The sequence below is a fragment of the Acidithrix sp. C25 genome, from assembly GCF_904848545.2.
Genome location: NZ_CAJHCI020000003.1, coordinates 695,669 through 718,578, shown reverse-complemented (window position 1 = coordinate 718,578; position 22,910 = coordinate 695,669). Strand labels below are relative to the sequence as shown.

General features: G+C 46.6%; 16 protein-coding genes and 1 pseudogene. 5 read left to right on the top strand and 12 right to left on the bottom strand.

Annotated features, from left to right (window positions below):
- Positions 1-583 precede the first annotated feature (583 nt).
- The gene (locus ACIDITHRIX25_RS000000102180) at positions 584-943 is read right to left on the bottom strand and encodes an ArsR/SmtB family transcription factor (protein WP_201732075.1); all 360 of its coding nucleotides are present in this window, start codon (positions 941-943) and stop codon (positions 584-586) included.
- A gap of 113 nt (positions 944-1,056) precedes the next feature.
- On the opposite strand from ACIDITHRIX25_RS000000102180, the gene merA reads away from it, so the two are divergent.
- Positions 1,057-2,688, top strand: coding sequence for a mercury(II) reductase (gene merA / locus ACIDITHRIX25_RS000000102175; protein WP_201732074.1), 1,632 nt, complete (start codon positions 1,057-1,059; stop codon positions 2,686-2,688).
- Between the two features lie 497 nt (positions 2,689-3,185).
- On the opposite strand, the gene ACIDITHRIX25_RS000000102170 is transcribed toward merA, so the two are convergent.
- Positions 3,186-3,473 (bottom strand): hypothetical protein, encoded by a 288-nt coding sequence (locus ACIDITHRIX25_RS000000102170; RefSeq protein WP_201732073.1) that lies wholly within the window; start codon positions 3,471-3,473, stop codon positions 3,186-3,188.
- 531 nt (positions 3,474-4,004) lie between these two features.
- Between ACIDITHRIX25_RS000000102170 and ACIDITHRIX25_RS000000102165 the strand changes: the two genes are divergently transcribed.
- The 3 genes from ACIDITHRIX25_RS000000102165 to ACIDITHRIX25_RS000000102155 all read left to right on the top strand — a co-directional run bounded on the left by ACIDITHRIX25_RS000000102165 (position 4,005) and on the right by ACIDITHRIX25_RS000000102155 (position 6,042).
- Complete coding sequence (locus ACIDITHRIX25_RS000000102165; protein ID WP_201732072.1) at positions 4,005-4,928, top strand: DNA-methyltransferase; 924 nt, start codon at positions 4,005-4,007, stop codon at positions 4,926-4,928.
- Between the two features lie 774 nt (positions 4,929-5,702).
- On the top strand, positions 5,703-5,873 hold the full coding sequence (locus ACIDITHRIX25_RS000000102160; protein ID WP_201732071.1) for a hypothetical protein: 171 nt from the start codon (positions 5,703-5,705) through the stop codon (positions 5,871-5,873).
- Between the two features lie 10 nt (positions 5,874-5,883).
- Entirely contained in the window at positions 5,884-6,042 is a 159-nt protein-coding gene (locus tag ACIDITHRIX25_RS000000102155) for a hypothetical protein (RefSeq protein WP_201732070.1), read from the top strand.
- Between the two features lie 383 nt (positions 6,043-6,425).
- Here ACIDITHRIX25_RS000000102155 and ACIDITHRIX25_RS000000102150 read toward each other — a convergent pair.
- The 10 genes and pseudogenes from ACIDITHRIX25_RS000000102150 to uvrC form a co-directional block, all read right to left on the bottom strand.
- Positions 6,426-7,638 (bottom strand): annotated as a pseudogene (locus tag ACIDITHRIX25_RS000000102150) (IS3 family transposase).
- A 445-nt stretch (positions 7,639-8,083) separates the two neighbouring features.
- Positions 8,084-9,709: an ABC transporter substrate-binding protein gene (locus ACIDITHRIX25_RS000000102145; protein WP_201732069.1), complete on the bottom strand. Its 1,626-nt coding sequence runs from the start codon at positions 9,707-9,709 to the stop codon at positions 8,084-8,086.
- A gap of 106 nt (positions 9,710-9,815) precedes the next feature.
- On the bottom strand, positions 9,816-10,043 hold the full coding sequence (gene secG / locus ACIDITHRIX25_RS000000102140; RefSeq protein ID WP_052604647.1) for a preprotein translocase subunit SecG: 228 nt from the start codon (positions 10,041-10,043) through the stop codon (positions 9,816-9,818).
- A gap of 68 nt (positions 10,044-10,111) precedes the next feature.
- The gene (gene tpiA, locus ACIDITHRIX25_RS000000102135) at positions 10,112-10,918 is read right to left on the bottom strand and encodes a triose-phosphate isomerase (RefSeq protein WP_235347599.1); all 807 of its coding nucleotides are present in this window, start codon (positions 10,916-10,918) and stop codon (positions 10,112-10,114) included.
- Positions 10,919-11,024: 106 nt separating this feature from the next.
- Entirely contained in the window at positions 11,025-12,164 is a 1,140-nt protein-coding gene (locus ACIDITHRIX25_RS000000102130) for a phosphoglycerate kinase (protein ID WP_201732068.1), read from the bottom strand.
- Positions 12,165-12,344: 180 nt separating this feature from the next.
- Entirely contained in the window at positions 12,345-13,367 is a 1,023-nt protein-coding gene (gene gap / locus ACIDITHRIX25_RS000000102125) for a type I glyceraldehyde-3-phosphate dehydrogenase (RefSeq protein WP_052604649.1), read from the bottom strand.
- A 695-nt stretch (positions 13,368-14,062) separates the two neighbouring features.
- A complete protein-coding gene (locus ACIDITHRIX25_RS000000102120; RefSeq protein ID WP_201732067.1) occupies positions 14,063-14,974 on the bottom strand; it encodes a gluconeogenesis factor YvcK family protein in 912 nt (303 codons plus the stop codon).
- Positions 14,971-15,822, bottom strand: a complete 852-nt coding sequence (gene rapZ, locus ACIDITHRIX25_RS000000102115; RefSeq protein ID WP_052604651.1) for an RNase adapter RapZ — start codon at positions 15,820-15,822, stop codon at positions 14,971-14,973. The genes ACIDITHRIX25_RS000000102120 and rapZ overlap by 4 nt, the downstream gene beginning before the upstream one ends.
- A 689-nt stretch (positions 15,823-16,511) precedes the next feature.
- The gene (locus ACIDITHRIX25_RS000000102110; RefSeq protein ID WP_052604652.1) at positions 16,512-17,276 is read right to left on the bottom strand and encodes a class I SAM-dependent methyltransferase; all 765 of its coding nucleotides are present in this window, start codon (positions 17,274-17,276) and stop codon (positions 16,512-16,514) included.
- A 434-nt stretch (positions 17,277-17,710) separates the two neighbouring features.
- A complete protein-coding gene (gene uvrC, locus ACIDITHRIX25_RS000000102105) occupies positions 17,711-19,576 on the bottom strand; it encodes an excinuclease ABC subunit UvrC (protein WP_052604653.1) in 1,866 nt (621 codons plus the stop codon).
- 465 nt (positions 19,577-20,041) lie between these two features.
- On the opposite strand from uvrC, the gene uvrA reads away from it, so the two are divergent.
- Positions 20,042-22,870, top strand: a complete 2,829-nt coding sequence (uvrA, locus tag ACIDITHRIX25_RS000000102100) for an excinuclease ABC subunit UvrA (protein ID WP_201732066.1) — start codon at positions 20,042-20,044, stop codon at positions 22,868-22,870.
- Positions 22,871-22,910 lie beyond the last annotated feature (40 nt).

Here is a 22,910-nt window from a genome sequence, read left to right as displayed (position 1 = left end):
AACTAATTCGTAATTGCGAAAATTTGCAATTGCATATTTACATTAATATCGAATGAATCCATTTCAATCTTGAACTGTTCAACCACAAAATACCGAACATACAAATCAGCTTCCAAGACAAAAAGAACGACTAGGGCAATTTACGAGATGGAATCAGGTAATAAAATCCTGATTCAGCCAATGAGAGATCCTGTGAAACTTGATGGGCTTTGACTTAGACAGGCTTAGGGAGCATATCTTACGCCTTGAATTTGAGCCAAAGAGCCCAAACTCAATCTAGAGACCGGCCATGAATGAAGTTCACGCACACGCATCAAAAGGAGTTGTGACATTTCATAAGTCTCACAACTACCAGCACACAAAGTTGACATCACCAGTGCAAATTAGAAACTCTGTGCGCCTCTTGGAGCTCAAAGCAGTCATTCCGTCAAGGGGTTAAGCAAATATTTTAAACCAACGACAATACGAACATTCAAATACGACCACAGCACTTAGATCTAAGTTGTTAGGGCTGAAACCTTTCGATCCGCCGCTGGTCATCTGGCCACTTCAATAAATGACAGACAAATAAATCTAAAGTCTTCTAGCTGGAAGTCACTCTGGTGCATTCGAGAATAGTACCGCTATGATCGCTAGCGATCTCTCGGCCTATCTCGACTAAGTCAATCACACGCTCATCAACGACTCGATAGTAGGCAAAATGTCCCTCACGTCGAACACGTACAAATCCGCAATTTACCAGACACTGTAGGTGAGACGAGACCCTGCTCTGCGCAAGCCTTACATGGGCAACACATTCATTACCAGTGTGTTCGCCGGAAACGAGAAATTCAAGCAACAATAACCGATTGGGATCGGCAATTGCCCTAAAGAACTTCGCTAAAACCAACCTCGTATCCGAAACTCCCGGTATCGAAAGCTCCAGCTCTTTTACATCATTCATAACTCTCAACACTTTGCGAAATTTGACATCGGTTGACTGCATATTTTATATCCGTTTATACGGATATACTTAGATCAATCAAACCATAGAAGTCATAATACCGGAGATTACGCATGAAGAACCTACTCAGTGTCACCGTTATCATAAGTCAAACGAATTACCGCTACGACACCATCTCTGTCGTAGCGATGCTCCTAGAATCAGGTGCAACTTCAATAATGCAAGATGAATCCAAGCACAACATCCGCTTCCTCCTGCCAATCGACAAACCGCTAAGTGAGATAGAAGCCGCATTAGGAAGACTTCATGTTGAGACAATCTCTATCGAGATTGACAATTCAGCTCCTGTTGATGAAAGTAATGACTACGATTTCATCGCGATCGGGAGCGGCTCAGCATCATTCGCAGCTGCAATAAGAGCTCGCGAAGCTGGTCTGTCTGTTGCAATAATTGAAAAAGATGTGGTTGGCGGAACATGCGTAAACGTGGGATGCATTCCGTCCAAGGCGCTCTTGCGCGCTAGCGAGCAAATTCAAGAAAAGCGCCTCAGCTCGAATGGGGCCTTTCGGGTCCAATTCGAAATTAATCAAATGATCAAGAATAAAGATGAATTAGTCAATTCCCTGCGAAGATCCAAATATCTAGAATTAGCAAAAGATTACGGCTTCGATATTATATATGGACACGCATCCTTTGTTGCAAAAGACAAAATCGAAGTAGGTGATCGCGTTCTAGGGGCAAAATACTTCCTAATCGCTACTGGGGCTTCGCCGTACATTCCGCCAATTCCTGGATTATTCTCTACGTCTTATCTAACCTCCACCACCGCGCTAAATACAAAGTCGATCCCCAATCGCCTTTGTATAGTAGGCGCTGGCTCGATCGGACTAGAACTAGGACAGCTATTTATGAACCTAGGTTCCCAAGTCACCTTTATCGAAGCAGGCGAACAGATTGCGCCCCAAGAAGAGGCTGAAATCTCGGCCATTCTAAAAGATACTTTGATCAGCCAAGGTGCAACTATCTATACCTCTGCTCAAATTACAAGAGTGAACGCGAAGGGCAGCAGTCGCTCGATTGAGCTCACATCACAAATGGATAAGGTCACAATCGCATTTGACAAGATACTTATAGCCACGACAAGAAAACCCAATACAAATAGACTTGGATTGGAAAAAGCCGGAGTAGAGGTCACTAAAGATGGCGCAATCGTAGTAAATCATCTCCTACAAACTACCAACCCGCAGATCTACAGTGCGGGCGATGTGATTGGCGGTCCACAATTTGTCTACGTCGCCGCCTATGAGGGCGCACTCGCAGTCGATAATTGCGTCTTGGCGTCGAATCGAAGTCTAGATCTCACGGCCCTTCCAAGAGTCACCTTTACCAACCCTCCTATATCTGGGGTAGGACTTAGAGAGAGTGAAGCTAAAATCTTGGGCCTCGATACCATAACGACCATTCTGCCCCTCGATCAAATCCCAAGGTCCTTGGTGAACGGCCAAACCCATGGAGCAATAAAGCTAGTTGCCGACAAATCCACTAGAAAGCTTTTGGGCGCCAATATCATCTCTGAAGGAGCTGGTGACGTGATACAGGCGGCATCTCTAGCGATCAAATACAACATTTCAATCGATGACCTAGCCTCGAGCTTTCATCCGTATCTAACAATGGCCGAGTCGCTAAAGCTTGCATGTCAATCCTTCACAAAAGATGTAACTAAATTATCGTGCTGCGCATCGTGACCCAGCAATAGACAAATTCCTCGTGTGCAACCGACCGAATTTGGAAACGCTTGACCAAAATGGCCCCAGCACGTTTGAGCTAGTGGCCCCATTCAACTTTCAGTTATCACGACAACCAAAAGTCCAACCATTTATTCCAAAGGTGAAATCTCGGTCGACGCTATATGTGGGGCTAACTCACACGTTCAATGCATCAAATGAATCAATCTACAATGGTAGGAACCGACGCCCCCATATGAGTTGAACTAGAAGGTTCACAACAAATCGCGGCGGGTGTTACTTGGAACTTCATAAACCAAACATCTTGGCTCACTCGAAAATCAAAGGAAGTAAAGTCAACAACTTGAACAATCGAGTCGCAAGAGTTAATTTTGGAGTATCACATTAAACATCCATCGAATTCCAAATCTATCTAGACCTGCCCCCCATAGGGAAGTCCAAGGGGTCTGCGATGGTTGAGCGCAGAATATTGCCCCTTGCGACAGCGCTTCATGGAACTACCTGGCCCCATCGACATCGTCAAGTTCAAGATTGGTAGTTGTACTGTTTCCAATCGATACCTTTTGGCCCAAGGAATCGATCATATCGGCAGCCATTAGCAGATGACTACCAACGACAGACAACTCCATATTTACAAGCCCATTTCTCTCAAAATCGCTTAGTTCGACTTCGCTACCCCTAGGAAATATTTCGCCCATTTTGGCAATTGGTGTAATGTAATCTGTGTCAAACACGGACTTGTAGACGTCAAAGGCCTCTTCAAATTTTCCTGAAAGTTCAAGCAAATACTTATCATTGCCATTTCAACCCCTTGGTTCAAAGCCAAAACGATCATCAAACAAACTACCGAATCGTCTCAGCCACCGCATCATACAGAAAATTACGACGGCGCACGGCACTCAAGCCTTGGGATGAGTCGTTATAAGTCGATCCATGGCGCCTCCGATGTCACTTAGAATTTCCGTCTGTTGGAATATCAAGACCCTATCGCCGATTGGGGAATTATTCATAGAAAATCCAAATCACCACAGACGTCCAAGTCAATAAGTTCAGAGATGGTCTTTGATCTGTAAATTTGAAAGCCTCCCAGAGAAGGTACATCTGCTGTTTCAACGCCGACATCTCAAAAACAGATTTGACCACGTTAGGGGTCAATCTCTCCTGCCGTCTTGTCTTGAGCAGTGGGGTGAAACTCCAAAGCGATAGGATTTATATGTATCTTACGATCCAGACACTATCGCAGTTTGACTTAAAAACGCAATCTAAGTCAAACCGCAATTTGGGCAACGGTATCTATTCCCTAGTGTGGTTGTAGTATGAACGTTGACGTATTGATCAAACGAAATTCCAAATTGACACTTTCCTCCGCCCATGAATCAATCGGAACCGTCTACCTGGGGGACTCCCTTGCGGTTTTGCCAAAGCTAGTGCCGAATTCGGTTTCAATGATTTACATCGACCCACCATTCAATACCGGGATACGCCAGACAAGAACAAACAAAAAGATGGTCCGAGACCCAAATGGCAACCACACCGGATTTCAAGGGCAAAGCTACAGAAGTGAAATTACCTCTACGGTCTCCTACGATGACTCCTTCGATGACTTTATAAGCTTCCTTCGATTGCGTATAAAACTTGCACATAGACTGTTGTCACCGACTGGAAGCCTCTACCTTCACCTTGACTATCGAGAAGTCCATTACGCCAAAGTAATGTTAGACGAAGAATTCGGTCGCGAAAACTTCATCAACGAGATAATTTGGGCCTATGACTATGGCGCCCGTTCTAAGTCAAAATGGCCAGCAAAACACGACAACATTTTGCTCTATTCAAAAGATCGATCCAAATATTACTTCAACTCTGCCGACGTAGACCGAGAACCTTATATGGCACCTGGACTGGTGACACCACAAAAGAGAGAACTAGGAAAGCTTCCAACCGATGTGTGGTGGCACACGATCGTATCTCCAACTGGCCATGAAAAAACCGGCTATCCGACTCAAAAACCCTTAGGAATACTAAGGCGCATGATCACAGCCTCTACCCAGCCTGGCGACACTGTCCTAGACTTTTTCGCCGGCAGTGGCACCACTGGGATAGCGGCAAAAGAACTGGGTAGAAAGTTTCTCCTGGTTGACTCCAACCCAATGGCAATCGATGTTATCAAAGCACGATTTGGCCCTATCGAAGGAATCGATTTTATCGATCTAACAGACCAAACCAACTCAAGCGGTGACTAACACTGAGAACTACCAGCCAGCAAAGATGATCGGAGTCCTTCCAAAAAGTAACCTAGGAAAAGTCGCCTGCTACCGACGGTCCTATAAAGATACTTATAAATTGTTTGGCTATCGTCGAAACATCTCCCAAAACCAGACCCCTTTTTTCTAAAACTCCCATATCCCCCTTAGAAAAAAGATCGCATTTTTGATACTCGAATTGAGAGCGCCTCATCAATCGACCCCGAATACCAACATAGCACATCGCCAAATTCCCCTTTTAGATCGACGTTGACCCTATCTATGGTTGCAATGTGATACGCCCCGGGTTTAATGGAGACTCCATTATCGCAGAACCAATCGGTTCTCTTGGGTACGCATTAGCGTAGCAGAGACGGATGTCAATACCCCTAAAAGCACGATATTTGATGGAATTTGAGCTGTCTGGCGAACTAGTTGTTTAGATTAAATCTTTAAAATATGGCTGGTTCTTTACTATTTAGGACATCTCTCACTACCACCAACTTTGTAACAAACAAATCCACAATCACAACAGAAGCATTTGTGGTGATAGTTGACTTGAAATGCTGGGTACATCAAAATACCTACGGGAACTTTGATGGAGCTCTGGATTTAACGATGGAAGGTTAGTTATCGAGATCGACGTGGGCAACTGGTTCGTCACAATGAGGACAAGGACCACCTGTTCCAATACGGGTACACAAAAGGTTGCATTCTGGGCATCTCTAAAATACCGAGGTAGCGACTCTCGCAGCGGGGACACTCATAGACGACTTGCATCCGCCGGGTATCGGAGGGATCAGACACAGCAGCTTTGACGCCATGGCGGGCTCGATAAGCCGCCTGGCGACAGGCGTCGCTGTGATACTTACGCCGTCTCGAAGCCATAAAGGTACTGCAGCACCACGCGCATATGACCATACTCATATCGTAACGCTATTGTAACGAATGGGAATTGCTGACCAGGATTACGTTATTACTTCCAATAGCCATGGCGGGCTCGATAAGCCGCCTGGCGACAGGCGTCGCTGTGATACTTACGCCGTCTCGAAGCCATAAAGGTACTGCAGCACCACGCGCATATGACCATACTCATATCGTAACGCTATTGTAACGAATGGGAATTGCTGACCAGGATTACGTTATTACTTCCAATAGCCATGGCGGGTTTCTGACTGGTCAGTGCTTGTGGCTCATCGTCGATGAAGCGCACCTTCGAGATCACCTAGGCTTCAAGCGCCGTGGTTATCAACCTCGGTCATATTGACTCCACTGGGATTGGGCAGAAAAGATGTGAGAGAGAACTTGGGTCTTTTATGACAACGCGAAGTACACCTACTAGTGGGCTGCAACTTGCAGCCCACTAGTAGGTGTGGGATTGAGGTGTCGATAACCGGTTGCAATTGTTAGCCTTGTCATGGTTATTCATGGCAAAGCCTAACAATTGATTCGATGAGTCGACCTGATGGTTATAAAAAGAAGAAAAAGCTAGCTTGGCTATGCCACTTTGTTATCACAAGAGGAACTATGGTGGTTATCTTCAAACTCAACTGGTGGAATCATTCCAATTGAGCCATGGAGCCTTCGATTATTGAACCAGTCGATATAGCCAAGTGTCGCCCACTCAAGTTCATCGACGTCAAAGAAGGGCCCATGAGGATTCACCAACTCTGCCTTATAGATGCCATTTGTCGTCTCAGCCAGGGCATTGTCATAAGAATCGCCTTTGGAACCCACTGAGGCGGTAATGCCGACATCAATTAGGCGTTGGGAATATCTAACAGATAGGTACTGTACTCCGCGATCGCTATGGTGTACAAGGCCTGGCGACACCGCTCTTTGGTGAATAGCCATCTCAAGGGCATCGGTTGCCAAGTTTGCCTTAAGCGATGGCGATACCTTCCATCCTAGGATCGTCCTTGAAAATACGTCTGTAACGAAGGCAACGTAGGCCCAGCCAATCTTTGTCTTGACGTAGGTGATATCCGCCACCCACAAGTTGTTTGGCTCATTAGACGTAAAGTTCCTGTTTACCAGGTCTTTCGGGCGTTCTACGAGCTCATTCGCGACGGTGGTTACGACGTAAGTCTTACCACGTCTCACCCCAGAAATACCGAGCTCAGCCATCAAACGCTCTGTTGTGCAGCGCGCGATGTCGATACCTTCGCGCTTAAGCGCACACCAGAGCTTCCTAAGCCCATATACGAAAGTAGTTGTCCTTGTGAATTTTACTTATCTTCGTCTTGAGAGATTTATCACGAATAGATCTCACTGAGGCAACTCGTGATTTATTAGAGTAATAAGTCGAGGAAGCGAACTGTAAGACCCTACAGATCGGCTGGACTCCCCACTTTTGCTTATTGCAATCTATAAAAGCAATTACTTGCTTCGCTTCGCGCTTTGACCGTCCAACTCGGTCGCAAAGAAAATCGAGGCCGCACGTAAAATCTCATTAGCTCTACGAAGCTCTACGACTTCTCGCTCTAGTTGACGGGTGCGCTCTCTCTCATTGAGTAGTTGTTCCTTTAGTCTCACCGACATCTATCGAAGCCTGACGTACCCAAGTACGTAGCGTCTCGGGCGTCATTTACAGCTTCTGAGCAACAGATTGGATAGCTGCCCACTGTGGGGGATACTCACCTCGATGGTCCGTGACCATTCGTATTGCTCGATCACGAACTTCGGGTGAATACTTCTTTACTCTTGCCATAATGATGACTCCTTAACTGAAAGACTAGGAGTCTCCAAGATTTCCGGGGCGTATCAATGGGCTTCAACCTTGGGCTTTGGGGGTTGAATTCAAAAAGGCGATGCAGACCAAGTCCGAAATTGCATCTAGAAGATAATGCAGGGACTCTCGATTAAATTATTCACTGCTACTCCAAAGAAGTTCGTCTTTACAATCCAATGGTTGGTTTGGATCATTCACTCAGAACGATTGGGGCCATTGCAATCGAGCGTTCTCCACGGCGCCACTATAAACACAAGCAGCGATCATTCAAAAGTCAAAATCGAATAGTTCACAAAGAATAGTCAGAGACGCCAACCCAGATAGGAGCAAACTTTTAAGAAACAACATCTCTTCAATCAGCTTGAAATAAGTCTCAACTTCAAAAGAACATCACCAACTCCAGCGCCTTGTCCCTGTACCCATTTCAACCTAGCGTAATAAATGCACTGGAGTTCAAATTCCCACTTGTTATCAATGTCAAAGCTGCATGCAACTCTTCACTAGAGATCGAAGATCCAAAAACTACCTGCTGTGGCACCTGAAATAGTGGCAGTGCAGCCATATCACCCCATATCAATGCATCAATTTTATTATAAAGACGAGAGGAGTTCAATGGATAGACTTGCGCACCAGCCGATCTAACTGTGTTCTTTGTCCCTACTGGAGAGCTACCTAGAATAGATGAATAACTTGCTCCAGCCAAGGGTACAAACGGTTGCACCAAGGGAGCCACCGCTCCTGTAATTGGGATATCAACTATGGCCGCAGTAAATGCTCCAGAAGACAGCGCATTGTTCAATGCACTCTTGCTGTTCTTTGGGTCTGAGGTAACACTCAATCCATAGTATCGCCAGACACTCGCAATCATCGTTGCCACCTTGGAATCCAGGGCAGAGGTAGAGTTGTACACCAAATCGATAGTTGACGAACCTGACGTTGGGTAAAAGATCCCATTGGGGGAATATGTATAGCCGGCCATAATCAATGAGCGCTCAGCTCGAGCGGGATCCCCCAGCATAAAGTATCCTTGTTGATCCTTGTAGTCAGATTGCCCTTCCATGAATAAATTGTTTCCAGGTGGATTGTACTCATAACTAGACAGAGGACTATGGCCGAAAAGATTGCTCCAAAGCGCCCTTCTGTCGATCGCATATGCCAAGCCATTTCGCATAGTTAGAGAGGAGGCAGTTGTATTGAATCGCAATGAGGTGAGAGTCGATCCGCTCACAAATCCAAAAGTACCAGAGGCGCCAGATTGAATGACTCCCGGCGGATAAATATTGGCGCTTAATGATCCAGACGAAGGCGATACCGCAAGACCACTTTCAAAGGTGACCCCAGAGAACGAAGCAACTGCTCCCTTTTTTGCTTTGAAGCCAATAGAGGTAGAAGAGTAATCAGCAATTCGGTAGGATCCGATAGTTGGAAAGGCTAGTTGTCCCAGAGACATAGATGCAACAAATCCATTGGCCTGCATATACCGAGCCGGAAAGACTGGATTAAAAAAGCTCCGCCAGGACGAATCTGGATGAGACAGTGTAACCGTTACCGCACTCCCTGTGCTGTTGGAGACGACTGATGAGATATCGTTGTATCTTGTTGGATCGACCAAGGAAGATAAGTACTTGGGCACAATCCCGCGAACCCCCGCCTTTTGCGACTCCCAAGTGTAGATAAAGTCAAGGGCGGAAAGTGGGTGACCATCGCTCCAGATCGCCTTCTGATTTATTTTATATACAATCACCTGAGGGTTCACCGATACGATTTCAGCTGATGTCACATAAGGAGTGTTAAGTACAAGGTTCCCCCCGGAATCAAGCAAAAACGCGCTTGGCAGAAAGAGTGAATCGACCATCTTCGTGATCGAGGGATCTCCAGATGCTAAGGCCGGATTCAAATTCGAAGGAATTGAAGCAACTGAGATAACCAACGGCCTTCTTGCTACTGGTTTAGCAGACGAGAGCAATGAACAGCCTGCCAAAGTAGTGAGCAAGGCTAGCAAGACACCCACTTGGGCAAATACCCCTATCCCTTTCGGACTTTTGCCCAAGATAAAACCTCTCGGCTCAATAACCACTTATTCGGCCGAGACCATAACGCTGGAGTGTCTTCGGCTCAAATTACTTACCTAAAAATCTTGCGATAGCCTAATATCTTCAAATTCGAAGCGAGAGAGCCACTGCCGAAAACATAAAGACAAGTGCAAATGTGATAGTAATACGGTCTAGGTTACGTTCGGCAACCGTAGAACCTGCGGCTGAAGCTCCAACGGAGCCTCCTAACAGTTCAGACATTCCCCCACCCTTGCCGGAGTGAAGCAAAATCAAAATAATCAAAGCTAGTGCTGAGATGATCTCAATGACCACCAATATTGCGGTAAGCACTCAATTTCCTTCCAAAAACAGACAAAACCAAACCCTAAATTATTTAGAGCACTATTTAGTGCCAAAAACTATCCTCGGATAATTCGGGCAAAAGTCTCAGCATCCAAGCTAGCACCACCAACGAGGAGACCATCCACACCTTCGGTGGCTAGAAGTTCCGGAGCTGAAACAGGAGTCACGGAACCTCCATATTGAATACGAACTGAGTTTGACACGCCTTGTCCAAAAAGAGTGTTGATCTCTTGGCGAATCAGCTGTGCCCCACTTGCCGCATCGTCTGATGTGGCTACCGCACCTGTTCCAATTGCCCAAACAGGTTCGTAGGCTACGACAATCTTCGAGGCAAGCTCACCTGTAAGTTCAGCCATAGCACCTCGAACTTGTCGAGTTATAACTTCATCCGTCAGTCCATCCTGGCGTTCTTGTGCAGTTTCTCCAACGCACAGAATCGGAGTCATTGCTTCACTAAAGACACTCTGAACCTTGGCGGCGACAACTTCATCAGTTTCACCAAAAATTCGACGCCGCTCAGAGTGACCAACAATTACGTATTTCACGTTCAGTTTCGAGAGCATCGACGCTGAAATCTCCCCGGTATAAGCCCCGGAAGGCTCATAAAAGCAATTTTGGGCACCAAGACTAAAGCGCATCTTGTCGCTCTCTATTAGCAACTGAAGAGGTCTAATTGAAGTTGCTGGTGGATGAATACTAATCTCGCTAAAAGAGTAGTCCACGTCTCTCAAACCAAAATAGAGCTTTTGTACAAGCTGAATCGCTTCAAGGTGATTGAGATTCATCTTCCAGTTGCCACTTATTAGGCGATAACGACCAGTTGCTGGATTCGGCTTAAGTTCATAGCCCTTTTTTGCCGACAAAGCTTCTCCTCAAATATAGATTAGGTCAACCACACCAATATAACATTCCATACTACAAGGGCCTAGCAATTACCTGTTGGTCACCCAGTCCTAAAGGAGTTCTCAGTTATAAAACAAGCCCATGCCGAAGAGCAGCGAGACCCGGCAGATCACCCTTCTCTAGAAGTTCTAGAGATGCGCCACCTCCGGTAGATAGGTGACTGATACGAGGCGCCAAGCCGGCTGCGTCAATGGCAGCTGCGGAATCCCCTCCGCCTACCACTGAAAATGCACCACTTTCGGCCACGGCATTTGCAATGGCCAAAGTTCCTCTTGAAAAACGGTCATCTTCAAAGACGCCCATCGGTCCATTCCATAAGATTGTGGCTGCATGATTGATCTCCGCAATAAAAAGCTCAATACTCTTGGGACCAATATCTAGGCCACGAAACCCACTCGGGACATCTTCCCCTAGGGAGACGGGATCGGCTCCTGATTCACCCCGTCCAAATTTTATCGAGCTTTGAAGACCAAGAAAGTCAATCGGGACCACAAGGGTATCGCTACCGGCCAAAAGAGCTTTGCATTCTTCCACCAAATCCACTTCGAAAAGTGAATCCCCTACACTATGACCCATCGCTGCCAAAAAGGTAAATGCCATAGCGCCGCCAATAAGGATCTTGTCGACCTTCGGTTCTATCGCGCGAATCAATGCGATCTTATCCGATACCTTTGCCCCGCCTATAATCGCTACAAATGGCCCCTTTGGTGCCTCCAAAAGACCGCTTAGAACATTTACCTCTTTCGACAGTAGACGACCAGCAGCGGACTTTAAATACTTCGGCGGACCAACCACAGAGGCATGAGATCTATGGCATACTCCAAAAGCGTCGTTTACATAAAGATCCTGACCAGCGATTAGAAATTGCACGAACTCCGGGTCGTTAGCCTCTTCACCCTTGTTGAAACGCACATTCTCCATCACCTCGATCTCTGGGTAGATGGCTTTCAGGTAGTTGCGCACCGGAGCCATGAGATATCTTGGATCTGGAACTCCTTTTGGTCGCCCAAGGTGCGAACAAACCGTCACTCTGGCCCCATTTTTTATGAGATAATCCAAGGTAGGCAAGCTAGAGGTAATTCGAAAAGGATCAATTATGCTTGCATCCAAGTCGTCATCATATTGAAGCGGAACATTCAGATCCGACCGAACCAGCACTGACTTACCAGAGACATCGCCCAAGTCTTCTAGCTGGGGAATATCCATCTAAAAACCTCACCATTTTTCCAACTCAGTATTACTGAAGAAGATCTTTAATTCCATAAAAACAATACGACGACCTCGAAACTCACAAAAAGTCAGATTTTCAATGATCGCAAAAAGCAAGGATCCCCAACTTAAATAATTTGGAGCGTACTTGAGAATCCTTGCAATTTCTAAAAATAATTAAATCGAAGTCGCCATAATGCGAGCCAGATCAACGAGGCGATTTGAATAGCCCCATTCGTTGTCATACCAACCGAACACCTTAACGAGGGTTGTTCCATTATCTAGGTTCATCGCCATAGTCATTGCTGCGTCGATAGTACAAGAAGCAGGTGTTCCGACAATGTCAGATGAGACCAATGGTTCGGTCGAATAAACCAGAACCTTCGACAATGGACCCGAGGTGGCAGCCCTTTGATAAGCCGCATTTATCTCATCCTTGGTAAACTCGCCATTCAAAACCAACGTAGCATCGGTGATCGAACCATCTGGAACCGGAACTCTAAGCGAGGTTCCATCAAGGCGACCTGCCATTGCTTGAAGCACAAGTCCCGTAGCCTTAGCTGCACCCGTAGAAGATGGGACTATATTCGATGCGGCCGCTCGTGCTCGACGTGGATCTTTATGAGCTAGATCGAGAAGGTTCTGATCGTTCGTGTAGGCGTGAACGGTGCTCATAAGTCCCTTATGCACGCCGAAGGCATCGTCTAACACTTTAACCATTGGTACAAAACAGTTTGTAGTGCACGAAGCGTTCGAAACTATGTGATGGATTTTTGGATCATAATCACCGTCGTTCACTCCGACCACAAAGGTCGCATCAACATTAGTTCCAGGCGCTGAAATGATGACCTTCTTGGCTCCGGCATCGATATGAGCCGAGGCTTTATTTCCATCAGTAAATATTCCGGTACTCTCGATTACAACATCGCATCCTAGTTCTCCCCAGGGTAGCGTCTTTGGATCACGCTCAGAGAATACTCGAATCAAAGACTCTCCTACGATGATTCCTTCAGGACTGACTCTAACGTCCACTCCTAAGCGACCATGCGTCGTATCGTACTTAAGAAGATGGGCGTTTATCTCAGGCGACGTCAAGTCATTTACTGCTACGACCTCAATATCGACGCCCTGCTTGGCTGCCGCTCTATAGAAGTTTCGCCCAATTCTACCAAAACCATTGATTCCGACTCGAAGCGCCACTTAAAACCCCCATCTTCAGACCTTTTGGTCATTTAATATTAAACATCCAACAACGGCTTCCACAATATATCGAAATAACAAGAATCAGCCACTACGTAACTAGCTTCCGCCGATATGTTGTCTATCACTGATCAATGCTTGTGGGCATCCGAGGATAGGCAATAACTTGCATATTCGCCAATGACTCAAATTTCGGGACGTGAGCCTAAAAATCGCAGTCACGACATCCACTCAAAGAGAATAGATGTCAACCAAATCCAAAATATCACGGAGACGATCTCGAAAAACCCCGACACTGCCAAATGAGCACTTGAAGGAAATCTTCAAAACCAGTCACCTAAAAAAGTTCGAGCAAGAAAGCGTTCAATCATCCCGTTAATACCAATTCACTTTATCGGCGCGATAAATCGATATTAGTTCGACCTTGGTCCACAAAAGACGATTTCTGCAAATATGAAAAATCATCTTTGAGGTAATTTCCAATGGTGACCGAATTGCTCTGCCAAATGGCTCTGTCATATTGCTCTAAGGCCAAGAGTAACTAAAGCTAGTGGTTTAAGACAATTTCAAAACCAAAACGCCACGTTACCGATGGAATTGTATTTCGGCTTGAATATCGATCGCACTATTTAATGTCACAGTGAAACAAGGTTAAAGTTCAAATGGATTCAAAGATCCAGCTACTCGTCCACTCGCTATACAATAACCGCCTCAAGATGTTTCTGAAGGCGACTAACGTCGTGAATTCGGGTATCATCGCGACAACCCAAGGAGGCGCGAACCAGGTTGGTAGGATCCATCATTTGGATGTCTCCTAATTCGATGGATCGATCATCGTATAGAACTACATCAGGAGTGACTCCGTATCTTCCGATTGCACGAATGTGGTCCACTACGGTCATATTTTGTGCCTCCCCAACCTGAGATGCAAGATTTGCGACATAGACCAGCCTTGCCTTGGAACGACTAAGCGCCTCTCGAATCTCATGAATTTGACATACTGCGATGACACTCGTATAAATCGAACCAGGGCCCAAAACTATGGTCGTAGCGCGTTCAATTGCCTCAACGACAACCGGGGCAACTCTTGGATTATTTGGAAGATGGTGCAACTCCTGAATCCCTGCGGTATTCGAGAGTCTAGCTTGCCCAAGTATTTGTTTACCTTGAAATTCACCCACCAAAGTTATGGGGTCAAGACTCGCTGGAAATATTCGCCCTGCAGCATGTGTCAGCCTAGCAAGCTCCAGTGCCGCTATCATTGGATCCTGGTTTAGAGTTGCCAACGCGGTGAAAATAAGATTTCCAAGAGCATGGCCCCGCAACTCAGATTCACCAAAACGAAATTCCAGCAACTCGCGCCAGAGCGAGTCGCTAGGCACCAACGCTGATATGCAGCGACGAAGGTCACCTGGAGGGATTTGACCGAAGGCTTCCCTCAATCTTCCCGAAGAACCGCCGTCGTCCGCAACGGAAACTATACCTATCGGGAAATGGCCACCTCTGGCTAGAGCATCTAGTGTCACGCCCAAGCCATGGCCCCCTCCTATAGCAACTATTCGACTCGATGAGTGCAAAAATTGGGGAGCAACATCTTCAAGGATCACCTTTCGACATCCCTATGGATTACCTTAGGAATCAGTCCCTGTTCTCTAAAATATCTGGCCAAGACCTCGGTTAGTACTACAGAACGATGCCTTCCACCTGTACATCCAACAGCCACAGTCAAATAGGACTTTCCCTCTTGAATATAAGCTGGTATCAAAAAGTCAAAGAGATAGGTAAGTCTCTTTATAAATTCATTCGTATCCGCCTGCTCTAGAACATAATCCCGAACGGGTTCTTCGAGGCCCGTATGTGGTCTCAGCTCTGGGATCCAGTGCGGATTTGGTAAAAAACGACAATCAAAAAGCAGATCGACATCCCTCGGAGTTCCATAACTAAACCCGAACGAAACAACCGTCACAGTAAGAGTAGAGCTTGATACTGGACCTGAAAAAAGCTCGTTTAAACGACGTTTGAGCTCGTGAACATTGAGATTCGAGGTGTCAACTATGATGTCGGCGATGTCGCGCAAGACCAAAAGCATTCTGCGCTCGCGCCCAATAGCATTTCCAACACCTTCCTCGCCGATAGGATGCCGTCGTCGGGTCGATTCAAAACGCGTTATTAGCGCTTCATCGGTAGCTTCCAGATAGAGCACCTTCACAGTTGCGCCGTTAAATCTAAGCCGCTCAATCTCCGACACCACTCCATCAATAGCCTCATACCCAAAACGTCCTATCACGAAGGCGAGTCGATCGGCATCACTATTTCGATCTGCCAGGTCAGAGACCTTTGATATCAACTCAACCGGCATGTTATCGATCACGAACCAACCAAGGTCTTCCAGCGCTGCCCCAGCAGTAGAGCGGCCTGCACCGGACATTCCAGTAATAAAGAGATACTCTGACATATGGTTCCTCGCCTTAAAAAACACGGCTGTAAAAGAATCGAACCCAACTCGACACGCCTTGAGTTTTAGATATCCTTTCAAAAAAATCTAGTCCATGGTCCAACCATAGATACCTAATCAAGATCTTACGAGTGACCATCAATTTTCCAAGAAGTTCGACCTGGAGTGCCCGGTAAAGAACACCTACGGCTTCCTAGAGAGCATTCATGAAGGACAACGGGTCAATGGACGTATTGATTCATGGAATGCACGACGAGGTACCTTGGAATTACTAGATCTCAAAACACTAAACCAGCCATCTCTATTGATGACTAGCGCCAGCCATCTCCCAGGTTATCAAAGGAACTAACCCATGAGATTTGCGGATCACAAAGATTAATAGTCAATTAACAGCGATCTGGTACCCAGATTACGAAGGACGACCCAAAGTAGAATATTTAATAAGGGTAAAAGCAGACTCAAGGATAACGAATCGACGTGTTCAACCGCCACGTGTCTGACACGTATCGACGCCCTAACCTCATGATCGCCACTACGACTTTTTGAATTTGACTACTTTGCTGTCAGTCAAGCTTTCGGTAGATAAATCATCGCAATCTGTTGAGAAAAACACCGCCTTAGGAGGTGAGTTTCGAGCTGAAAATAGCCTCTACGCTAACTTCATTCATAGACACCCTAACGATGTGTTGCTAGCTCTTTATGAATCGAAGTGCCAGAAGTCGCGGGACGAATCTGGCCTCGTAATACTCGGGTGCAAGATCAATAAAACCCTGTGGTGGAGCCGGCTCCAGCATCTGTGCTAACGACAAACTTGATGAAATGGCGGCATTTATGTAGTGCGAAAGGGGACGATGTACAAATGGAATAAACACATCTTTCTCCACTTCCTCCACATTTTGACTAACCTGAAGATATTTACCAATTCTCCAATACTGTTCCCCAAATGTCGTATCATCAACCCAACCTGAGTCAGGCGTTTGAAAAAGAGGGTGATTTAAGAGAAAGATAAATTGCCCACCGGTTTCCAGCAGCCGAGCAACCTCCTCGAGTGCTTTGGACAGATCCATTATGTGTTCAAAGACTAAACATGCAATCACTGTGTCGAAATGAGCATCCGCCAAAGGAATTGAGGCAGCGTCGGAACGGATGTACTCAATCTCTCCGCCACGCTCCTTTGCTAAAACAAGCTGCTCGGGCGTTGGATCGATTCCAACTAGAAGTTTGCGCTCGAAAAGCTTTGAAAGCGACCGAAGAATTTGCCCCTCGCCCGTTCCCACTTCTAAAACACGCTGCGAGGCTCCCGTCCAATTGGCGATGATCGGGAGTATCTGTTCTACATACTCAGGATCTGCGCCTTCTGTGAACCCCTCCTGCCACCAAGCGGCGTTGTGACTCCAAAGCTCGGCTGCGATGGGTGCGAACTCATCACGTAAATAGTTTTCCTCGAAGCTCATATGCCCATCACCCTTGGTTAGTAAATCAATTCAAAGTCAGCATGGAAAATTATTTACGCCTTCCAGGCTTGTTATGCGAATTTGTTCATTCTACTCTTATCGCAAAAACCCTAGCAACCAAGGGAAAAATGTAACTGACTACACCGACTCAAAGAACAAGCATCTCCACACCAAAAAGACAGATGGAATTTAGTGGAAATCAACCAATTAGAAGCCACTCGGCCACCCTAGGGGCAGCCGTTCTATCTTGTCAATGCATTAGTCGACACCTCTCAATGCGCACTCTCTAGGCAGCCTATGGTATAGCAGATAGGGACGGAGTCGAGATCCAACGACCATTTGCGCAACGACCATTTGCGCAATTGAGAATAGATCTTGGAGATCACATTTAAATTGACCTGAAAATACTCTTTATCCAACAAATAAACATAGGACTAACTGGGCAGGTCGTGCAAGGTCGAATACACTGCAGCACCCACCTCACCTGGTAGCCACCTCAAATTGGATAGCTCTTCGAGAGATGCAGTACGCAACTTTTTAATGCTTCCGTATTCATTGAGTAGTCGCTTTTTTCGTATCGGCCCCAACCCGCGGACATCATCCAAAATAGATTGCGTCATCTCCTTATCACGTAACTGACGGTGAAATGAAATGGCAAATCTATGCGCTTCATCTCGAATCGATTGAAGTAAAAAAAGTGACTCTGAAGTTCTAGGAATTCGAATCGGCTCCGACTCATTCGGACGGTAAACCTCCTCAAACTTCTTCGCCAATGAAATCACAGGGATCTCGTCCTGCAAGCCAGCTTCGCAAAGCGCTTTGTACGCCATCGAGAGTTGACCTTTACCTCCATCAATTACCATCAAAGACGGTGGATAGGAAAACCTTGCCCTTTTCGAATCATCAACCATCGCATCGTCATTGGCATCATTGAGGCGGCGCAGACGTCTAGTAAGAACCTCGTACATAGCCGCAAAGTCGTCATTTTGTTCTATCGATACCTTAAATCGTCGGTACTCTGACTTCTTAGGAAGACCATCTTCCATCACCACCATCGAACCGACGTAATTAGTTCCACTTAGGTGGCTCATATCGTAACATTCAATTCGAAGCGGAAAGATTGGCAAAGATAACTCATCAGCCAGAGCGGTAAGGGCTCGCGATCGGGCATTATGGTCTGATGCCCTCTTTAGGCGATGGCGTCTAAAGGACTCACTAGCATTTGCATTTGCTCGATCCAAAAGTGCCTTTTTATGGCCACGACGCGCAACCCTTATTGACACTAAGTTACCTCGAAGTTCACAGAGCCAATCCTCTATTATCTCAGTGTTCGTTGGTACAAACGGGACGATCAGTTCCTTGGGGAGTTCGGCCGGAGAATCAAAATAAAGTTGCTCAATCAAGACCTCTAGAAGCTCATCCTCCGATAACTCCTCGACCCTATCAACCGTAGTGGATCGCCGTCCACTGACTCTGCCGGCACGCACGACCAGAACGTCTACCTGACATTCAAGTTCATCAAAGCACAAACCAATCACATCAAAATTGTCGTTGGGATTGCCGACCATCTCCTGACGTTCAACAGCACGTTCTAGAGCGCCTAGACGATCCCTTAGCCTGGCAGCGCTCTCAAAATCGAGTTCACTTGCAGCCTTGGTCATATCAGCTCTCAGGCGATCGACAAAGCTTTTAGAATTACCCTTTAAAATCGATTCGAAGTTAGAGACTATCTCGGCGTATTCACGGTCACTTACGAGATTCACACAAGGTCCGCTACACCTTTCGATATGGTACAAAAGACAAGGCTTTTTAACTTTCGCTGCCCGTTGAAACTTGGAATCGGAACATGTTCTAATTGGAAATGTCCGAATAAGGAGGTCAAGCGTCTCCCTTATCGCATAGGTATGCGGATATGGGCCAAAGTAACGAGCACCCTTTCGATGAGGCGATCGTGTTATCACCGCTCTTGGCCAAAGCTGATCAGCTGTAACCATCAAGTAGGGATAACTTTTATCGTCTCTAAGACGAACATTAAAACGCGGTCGGAACTTCTTGATCAGACTAAATTCAAGCATGAGAGCTTCGACGTCATTTGAAACAGTTATCCACTCGACGTCAACTGCCGCTGTTACCATTGCAGCCACCCGGGGATGGAGGCTTTCGATAGGCGCGAAGTAATTTTGAAGACGCGACCGCAAACTCTTCGCCTTGCCGACGTAAATTACTCGACCGTCCTGATCCTTAAACTGGTACGAACCAGGAGAATCCGGAATTGTACCCAGATCAATACGATTTATCAATCCAACTGCTCCAAATACCGAAATATCGCCATCGGCTGCTCACTTACCATCACAGACTAACAAGCCCACCTTGTATATAAATTTTAGATACCAAAAAATCAATAGGCAAAGCAGTCTCCGATCTCTCTTTTTGAACAACCTAGCGATTCGATCTTTAGCTGTCATCATCGGTCGAATTTGAAAATTACCTGACAAATCCATCCTCCGAACTTCAAGCACGATGCTTATCTCTCTAATTGCAACCCAATTCGCTATCAACAACCATTAAACTAAATCGCCTTAGAGGGTAATCCACAAATAGCAAAGACAAAGAGCCCTGCCGGCCAAGGAAATAATGCAACCTCGTAGTTATTGCCTTTGCGAAAGCAAGAGGCGTCTTTACCTAACTACAAGGCTCTCATGCAAATGATTTCAGGGCTTTCATGCAAATGGCAATAATCTTCAAAGAAATTGGGTTTACCAATTGTGGCAAATGAGCTAGTAGTAAAAGGTGCAAGAGTACACAACCTCAAAGAGGTTGACCTGTCGATACCACGAAATAAGCTAGTAGTCTTCACTGGACTATCCGGGTCAGGCAAGTCGAGTTTAGCCTTTGACACAATCTTTGCGGAGGGCCAACGAAGGTATCTAGAATCCCTATCCTCTTATGCACGTCAATTCCTCGGCCAATTGGACAAACCTGATGTAGACCAGATTGATGGCCTTTCTCCAGCAATCTCCATTGACCAAAAGTCAGCACCGCGAAATCCACGGTCGACCGTTGGAACTGTAACCGAGATCAACGACTACCTACGTCTCCTGTTTGCACGAGTAGGCATCCAGCACTGCCACAAATGCGGCCAAAGGGTTGAACGCCAAACACCTCAGCAGATTGTGGATCAACTAATGAAGATCCCAGATGGTACTCGTTTTATGGTTATGGCGCCAATTGTTGAGGGGAGAAAGGGAGAATACTCTGCCCTTATCAAAGAGATTGCACGAAAGGGCTACTCTAGGGCGCGCATCGATAACGAAATCGTGGAGATACAAGGCGATAGCCACATTGACTTGGCACGCTATGAAAGCCACAGCATTGACGTAATCGTAGATCGCCTCAGTCGCCGAGACGGAATTCAACCACGACTAACCGATTCGGTTGAGACCGCTCTCGAACTTGGCACCAGACGTCTCAAAGTCCTCGTATTAACGGACGAATCAAACGCGAACTCTGAGCATGAACTTGTATTTTCAGAGCTTTTAGCGTGCGCAGACTGCGGTATCAGCTTCTCGGAATTAGCGCCAAGAAACTTCTCATTCAACTCTCCGTATGGCGCCTGCGAGGCCTGTTCAGGCATCGGAACGATGATAGAGGTAGACCCAGAACGAATCGTTCCAGACCAAACGCTGTCGCTATATCAAGGCGCAGTGGCGCCATGGTCTCATATGCGCAGCGACTTCTACCTTAGTGGCCTCGAAGCTCTAGCAAAGAAGATGGACTTTGACCTAACCACGCCTTGGTCCGACCTCCCCAAAGAGGTAAAAGACGAGATTCTCCATGGGAGGGGCGGACTCAAACTAAAGGTGAAACTCGGCTCGAGATATAACAAAGGTGAGATCAACCTAAAGTGGGAAGGTGTCATTCCGTGGCTTCGTCGCCGCTTCGAAACTGCATCCTCTGAAGGAGCAAAAGAACAGATAAAGGCTTACATGAGTGATGTGGCCTGCGAGTCATGTCACGGAGCACGTCTCAAACCCGAGTCCCTTGCGGTTTCAGTCGAGTCGCACTCAATTTCATACCTCTCTTCGCTTTCAATTGCCCGTAGCCTCGAGGTGATCGACTCCTTTCATTTTGATGAGCGACGTGCCATAATAACTACACCGATTCTAAGGGAGGTGCGAGCTCGCCTTAAATTCTTAATGGATGTCGGCCTTGAATATCTAACCTTAGATCGAGGTGCAAATACCCTAAGCGGCGGCGAGGCCCAGCGAATTCGCTTAGCTTCTCAGATTGGATCGGGTCTAACCGGCGTACTATATGTCTTAGACGAACCATCGATTGGACTTCACCAACGCGACAACCATCGCCTTATTCAGACTCTAGAAAAGCTCAGAGACCTAGACAACTCTGTAATAGTTGTAGAACACGACGAAGACACCATTAGAGCTGCTGACTATGTGGTAGATATAGGTCCAGGGGCTGGAGAGAACGGAGGACGCGTCGTAGCAACCGGAAGCGTCCAAGATATTATCAACTCCTCCGAGTCTGTAACTGGTGACTACTTGGCCAAGCGAAGAAGTGTCGAATTCCCGGCCTATCCGAGACCGCGCTCCGACAAAAGGATTGAGATTATCGGTGCAGCCGCAAACAACCTAAAGGGAATAGACGTCGAGATACCACTTGGTTGCTTCGTAGCAGTAACTGGTGTTTCGGGCTCTGGCAAATCAACCCTGGTCAACGATATCCTGCGAAACGCGCTGATGCTGAAGATCTATAAGTCTAAAGTTGTCCCAGCAAGACATCGCGAGATACGAGGACTTGAGAATATAGACAAGATCGTAGACATCGATCAGTCGCCTATTGGACGCACTCCACGGTCAAATCCTGCTACATATACCGGGGTCTTCGACAAGATACGTGCCCTCTTTGCAGGTACTCCAGAATCGAGAGTTAGAGGCTACGAGCAAGGACGATTTTCATTCAATATTCGAGGCGGCCGTTGCGAGTCCTGTTCTGGCGATGGGACGATTCGTATCGAGATGAACTTTCTCCCGGACGTCTATGTCCCCTGTGAGCAGTGCAAAGGGACCCGTTACAACCGCGATACCTTAGAGATCCTCTATAAAGGAAAATCCATCGCTGAAGTCCTTGACCTTCCAATTGAAGAAGCCCTCTTCTTCTTCAAAAGCCTGCCGTCCATCGAACGCCACTTACGAACCCTTTCCGAAGTCGGTTTGGGTTATGTTCGTCTTGGCCAGCCCGCTACAACTCTTAGCGGCGGTGAAGCACAGCGCGTGAAATTGGCCACCGAATTAGCCAAACGCCCAACCGGTCACACCTTTTATATTCTAGATGAGCCCACTACGGGGCTGCACTTTGAAGACGTAAGGCGTCTTCTGGTTGTTCTCCAACGTCTTGTCGACAATGGCAATACCGTATTAGTAATTGAGCACAATCTCGACGTGATCAAATGTTCCGACTGGATAATTGACCTTGGCCCCGATGGTGGCGACAAAGGCGGATCAGTAGTCGGCTGCGGCACGCCACAAGAGATCGCTAAGTTGCCCCAAAGTCATACCGGTCGATTTCTGGTTTAAGGTCAGCGCCAATAGCCACAATGCGGTTCAATCAATAACC

What these genes read in the sequence shown, in the direction of transcription:
- ACIDITHRIX25_RS000000102180 (WP_201732075.1), bottom strand. Translation starts at nt 943, where the DNA reads ATGAATGATGTAAAAGAGCTGGAGCTTTCGATACCGGGAGTTTCGGAT.
- merA (WP_201732074.1), top strand. Translation starts at nt 1,057, where the DNA reads ATGAAGAACCTACTCAGTGTCACCGTTATCATAAGTCAAACGAATTAC.
- ACIDITHRIX25_RS000000102165 (WP_201732072.1), top strand. Translation starts at nt 4,005, where the DNA reads ATGAACGTTGACGTATTGATCAAACGAAATTCCAAATTGACACTTTCC.
- ACIDITHRIX25_RS000000102130 (WP_201732068.1), bottom strand. Translation starts at nt 12,164, where the DNA reads ATGGATATTCCCCAGCTAGAAGACTTGGGCGATGTCTCTGGTAAGTCA.
- rapZ (WP_052604651.1), bottom strand. Translation starts at nt 15,822, where the DNA reads ATGTCAGAGTATCTCTTTATTACTGGAATGTCCGGTGCAGGCCGCTCT.
- ACIDITHRIX25_RS000000102110 (WP_052604652.1), bottom strand. Translation starts at nt 17,276, where the DNA reads ATGAGCTTCGAGGAAAACTATTTACGTGATGAGTTCGCACCCATCGCA.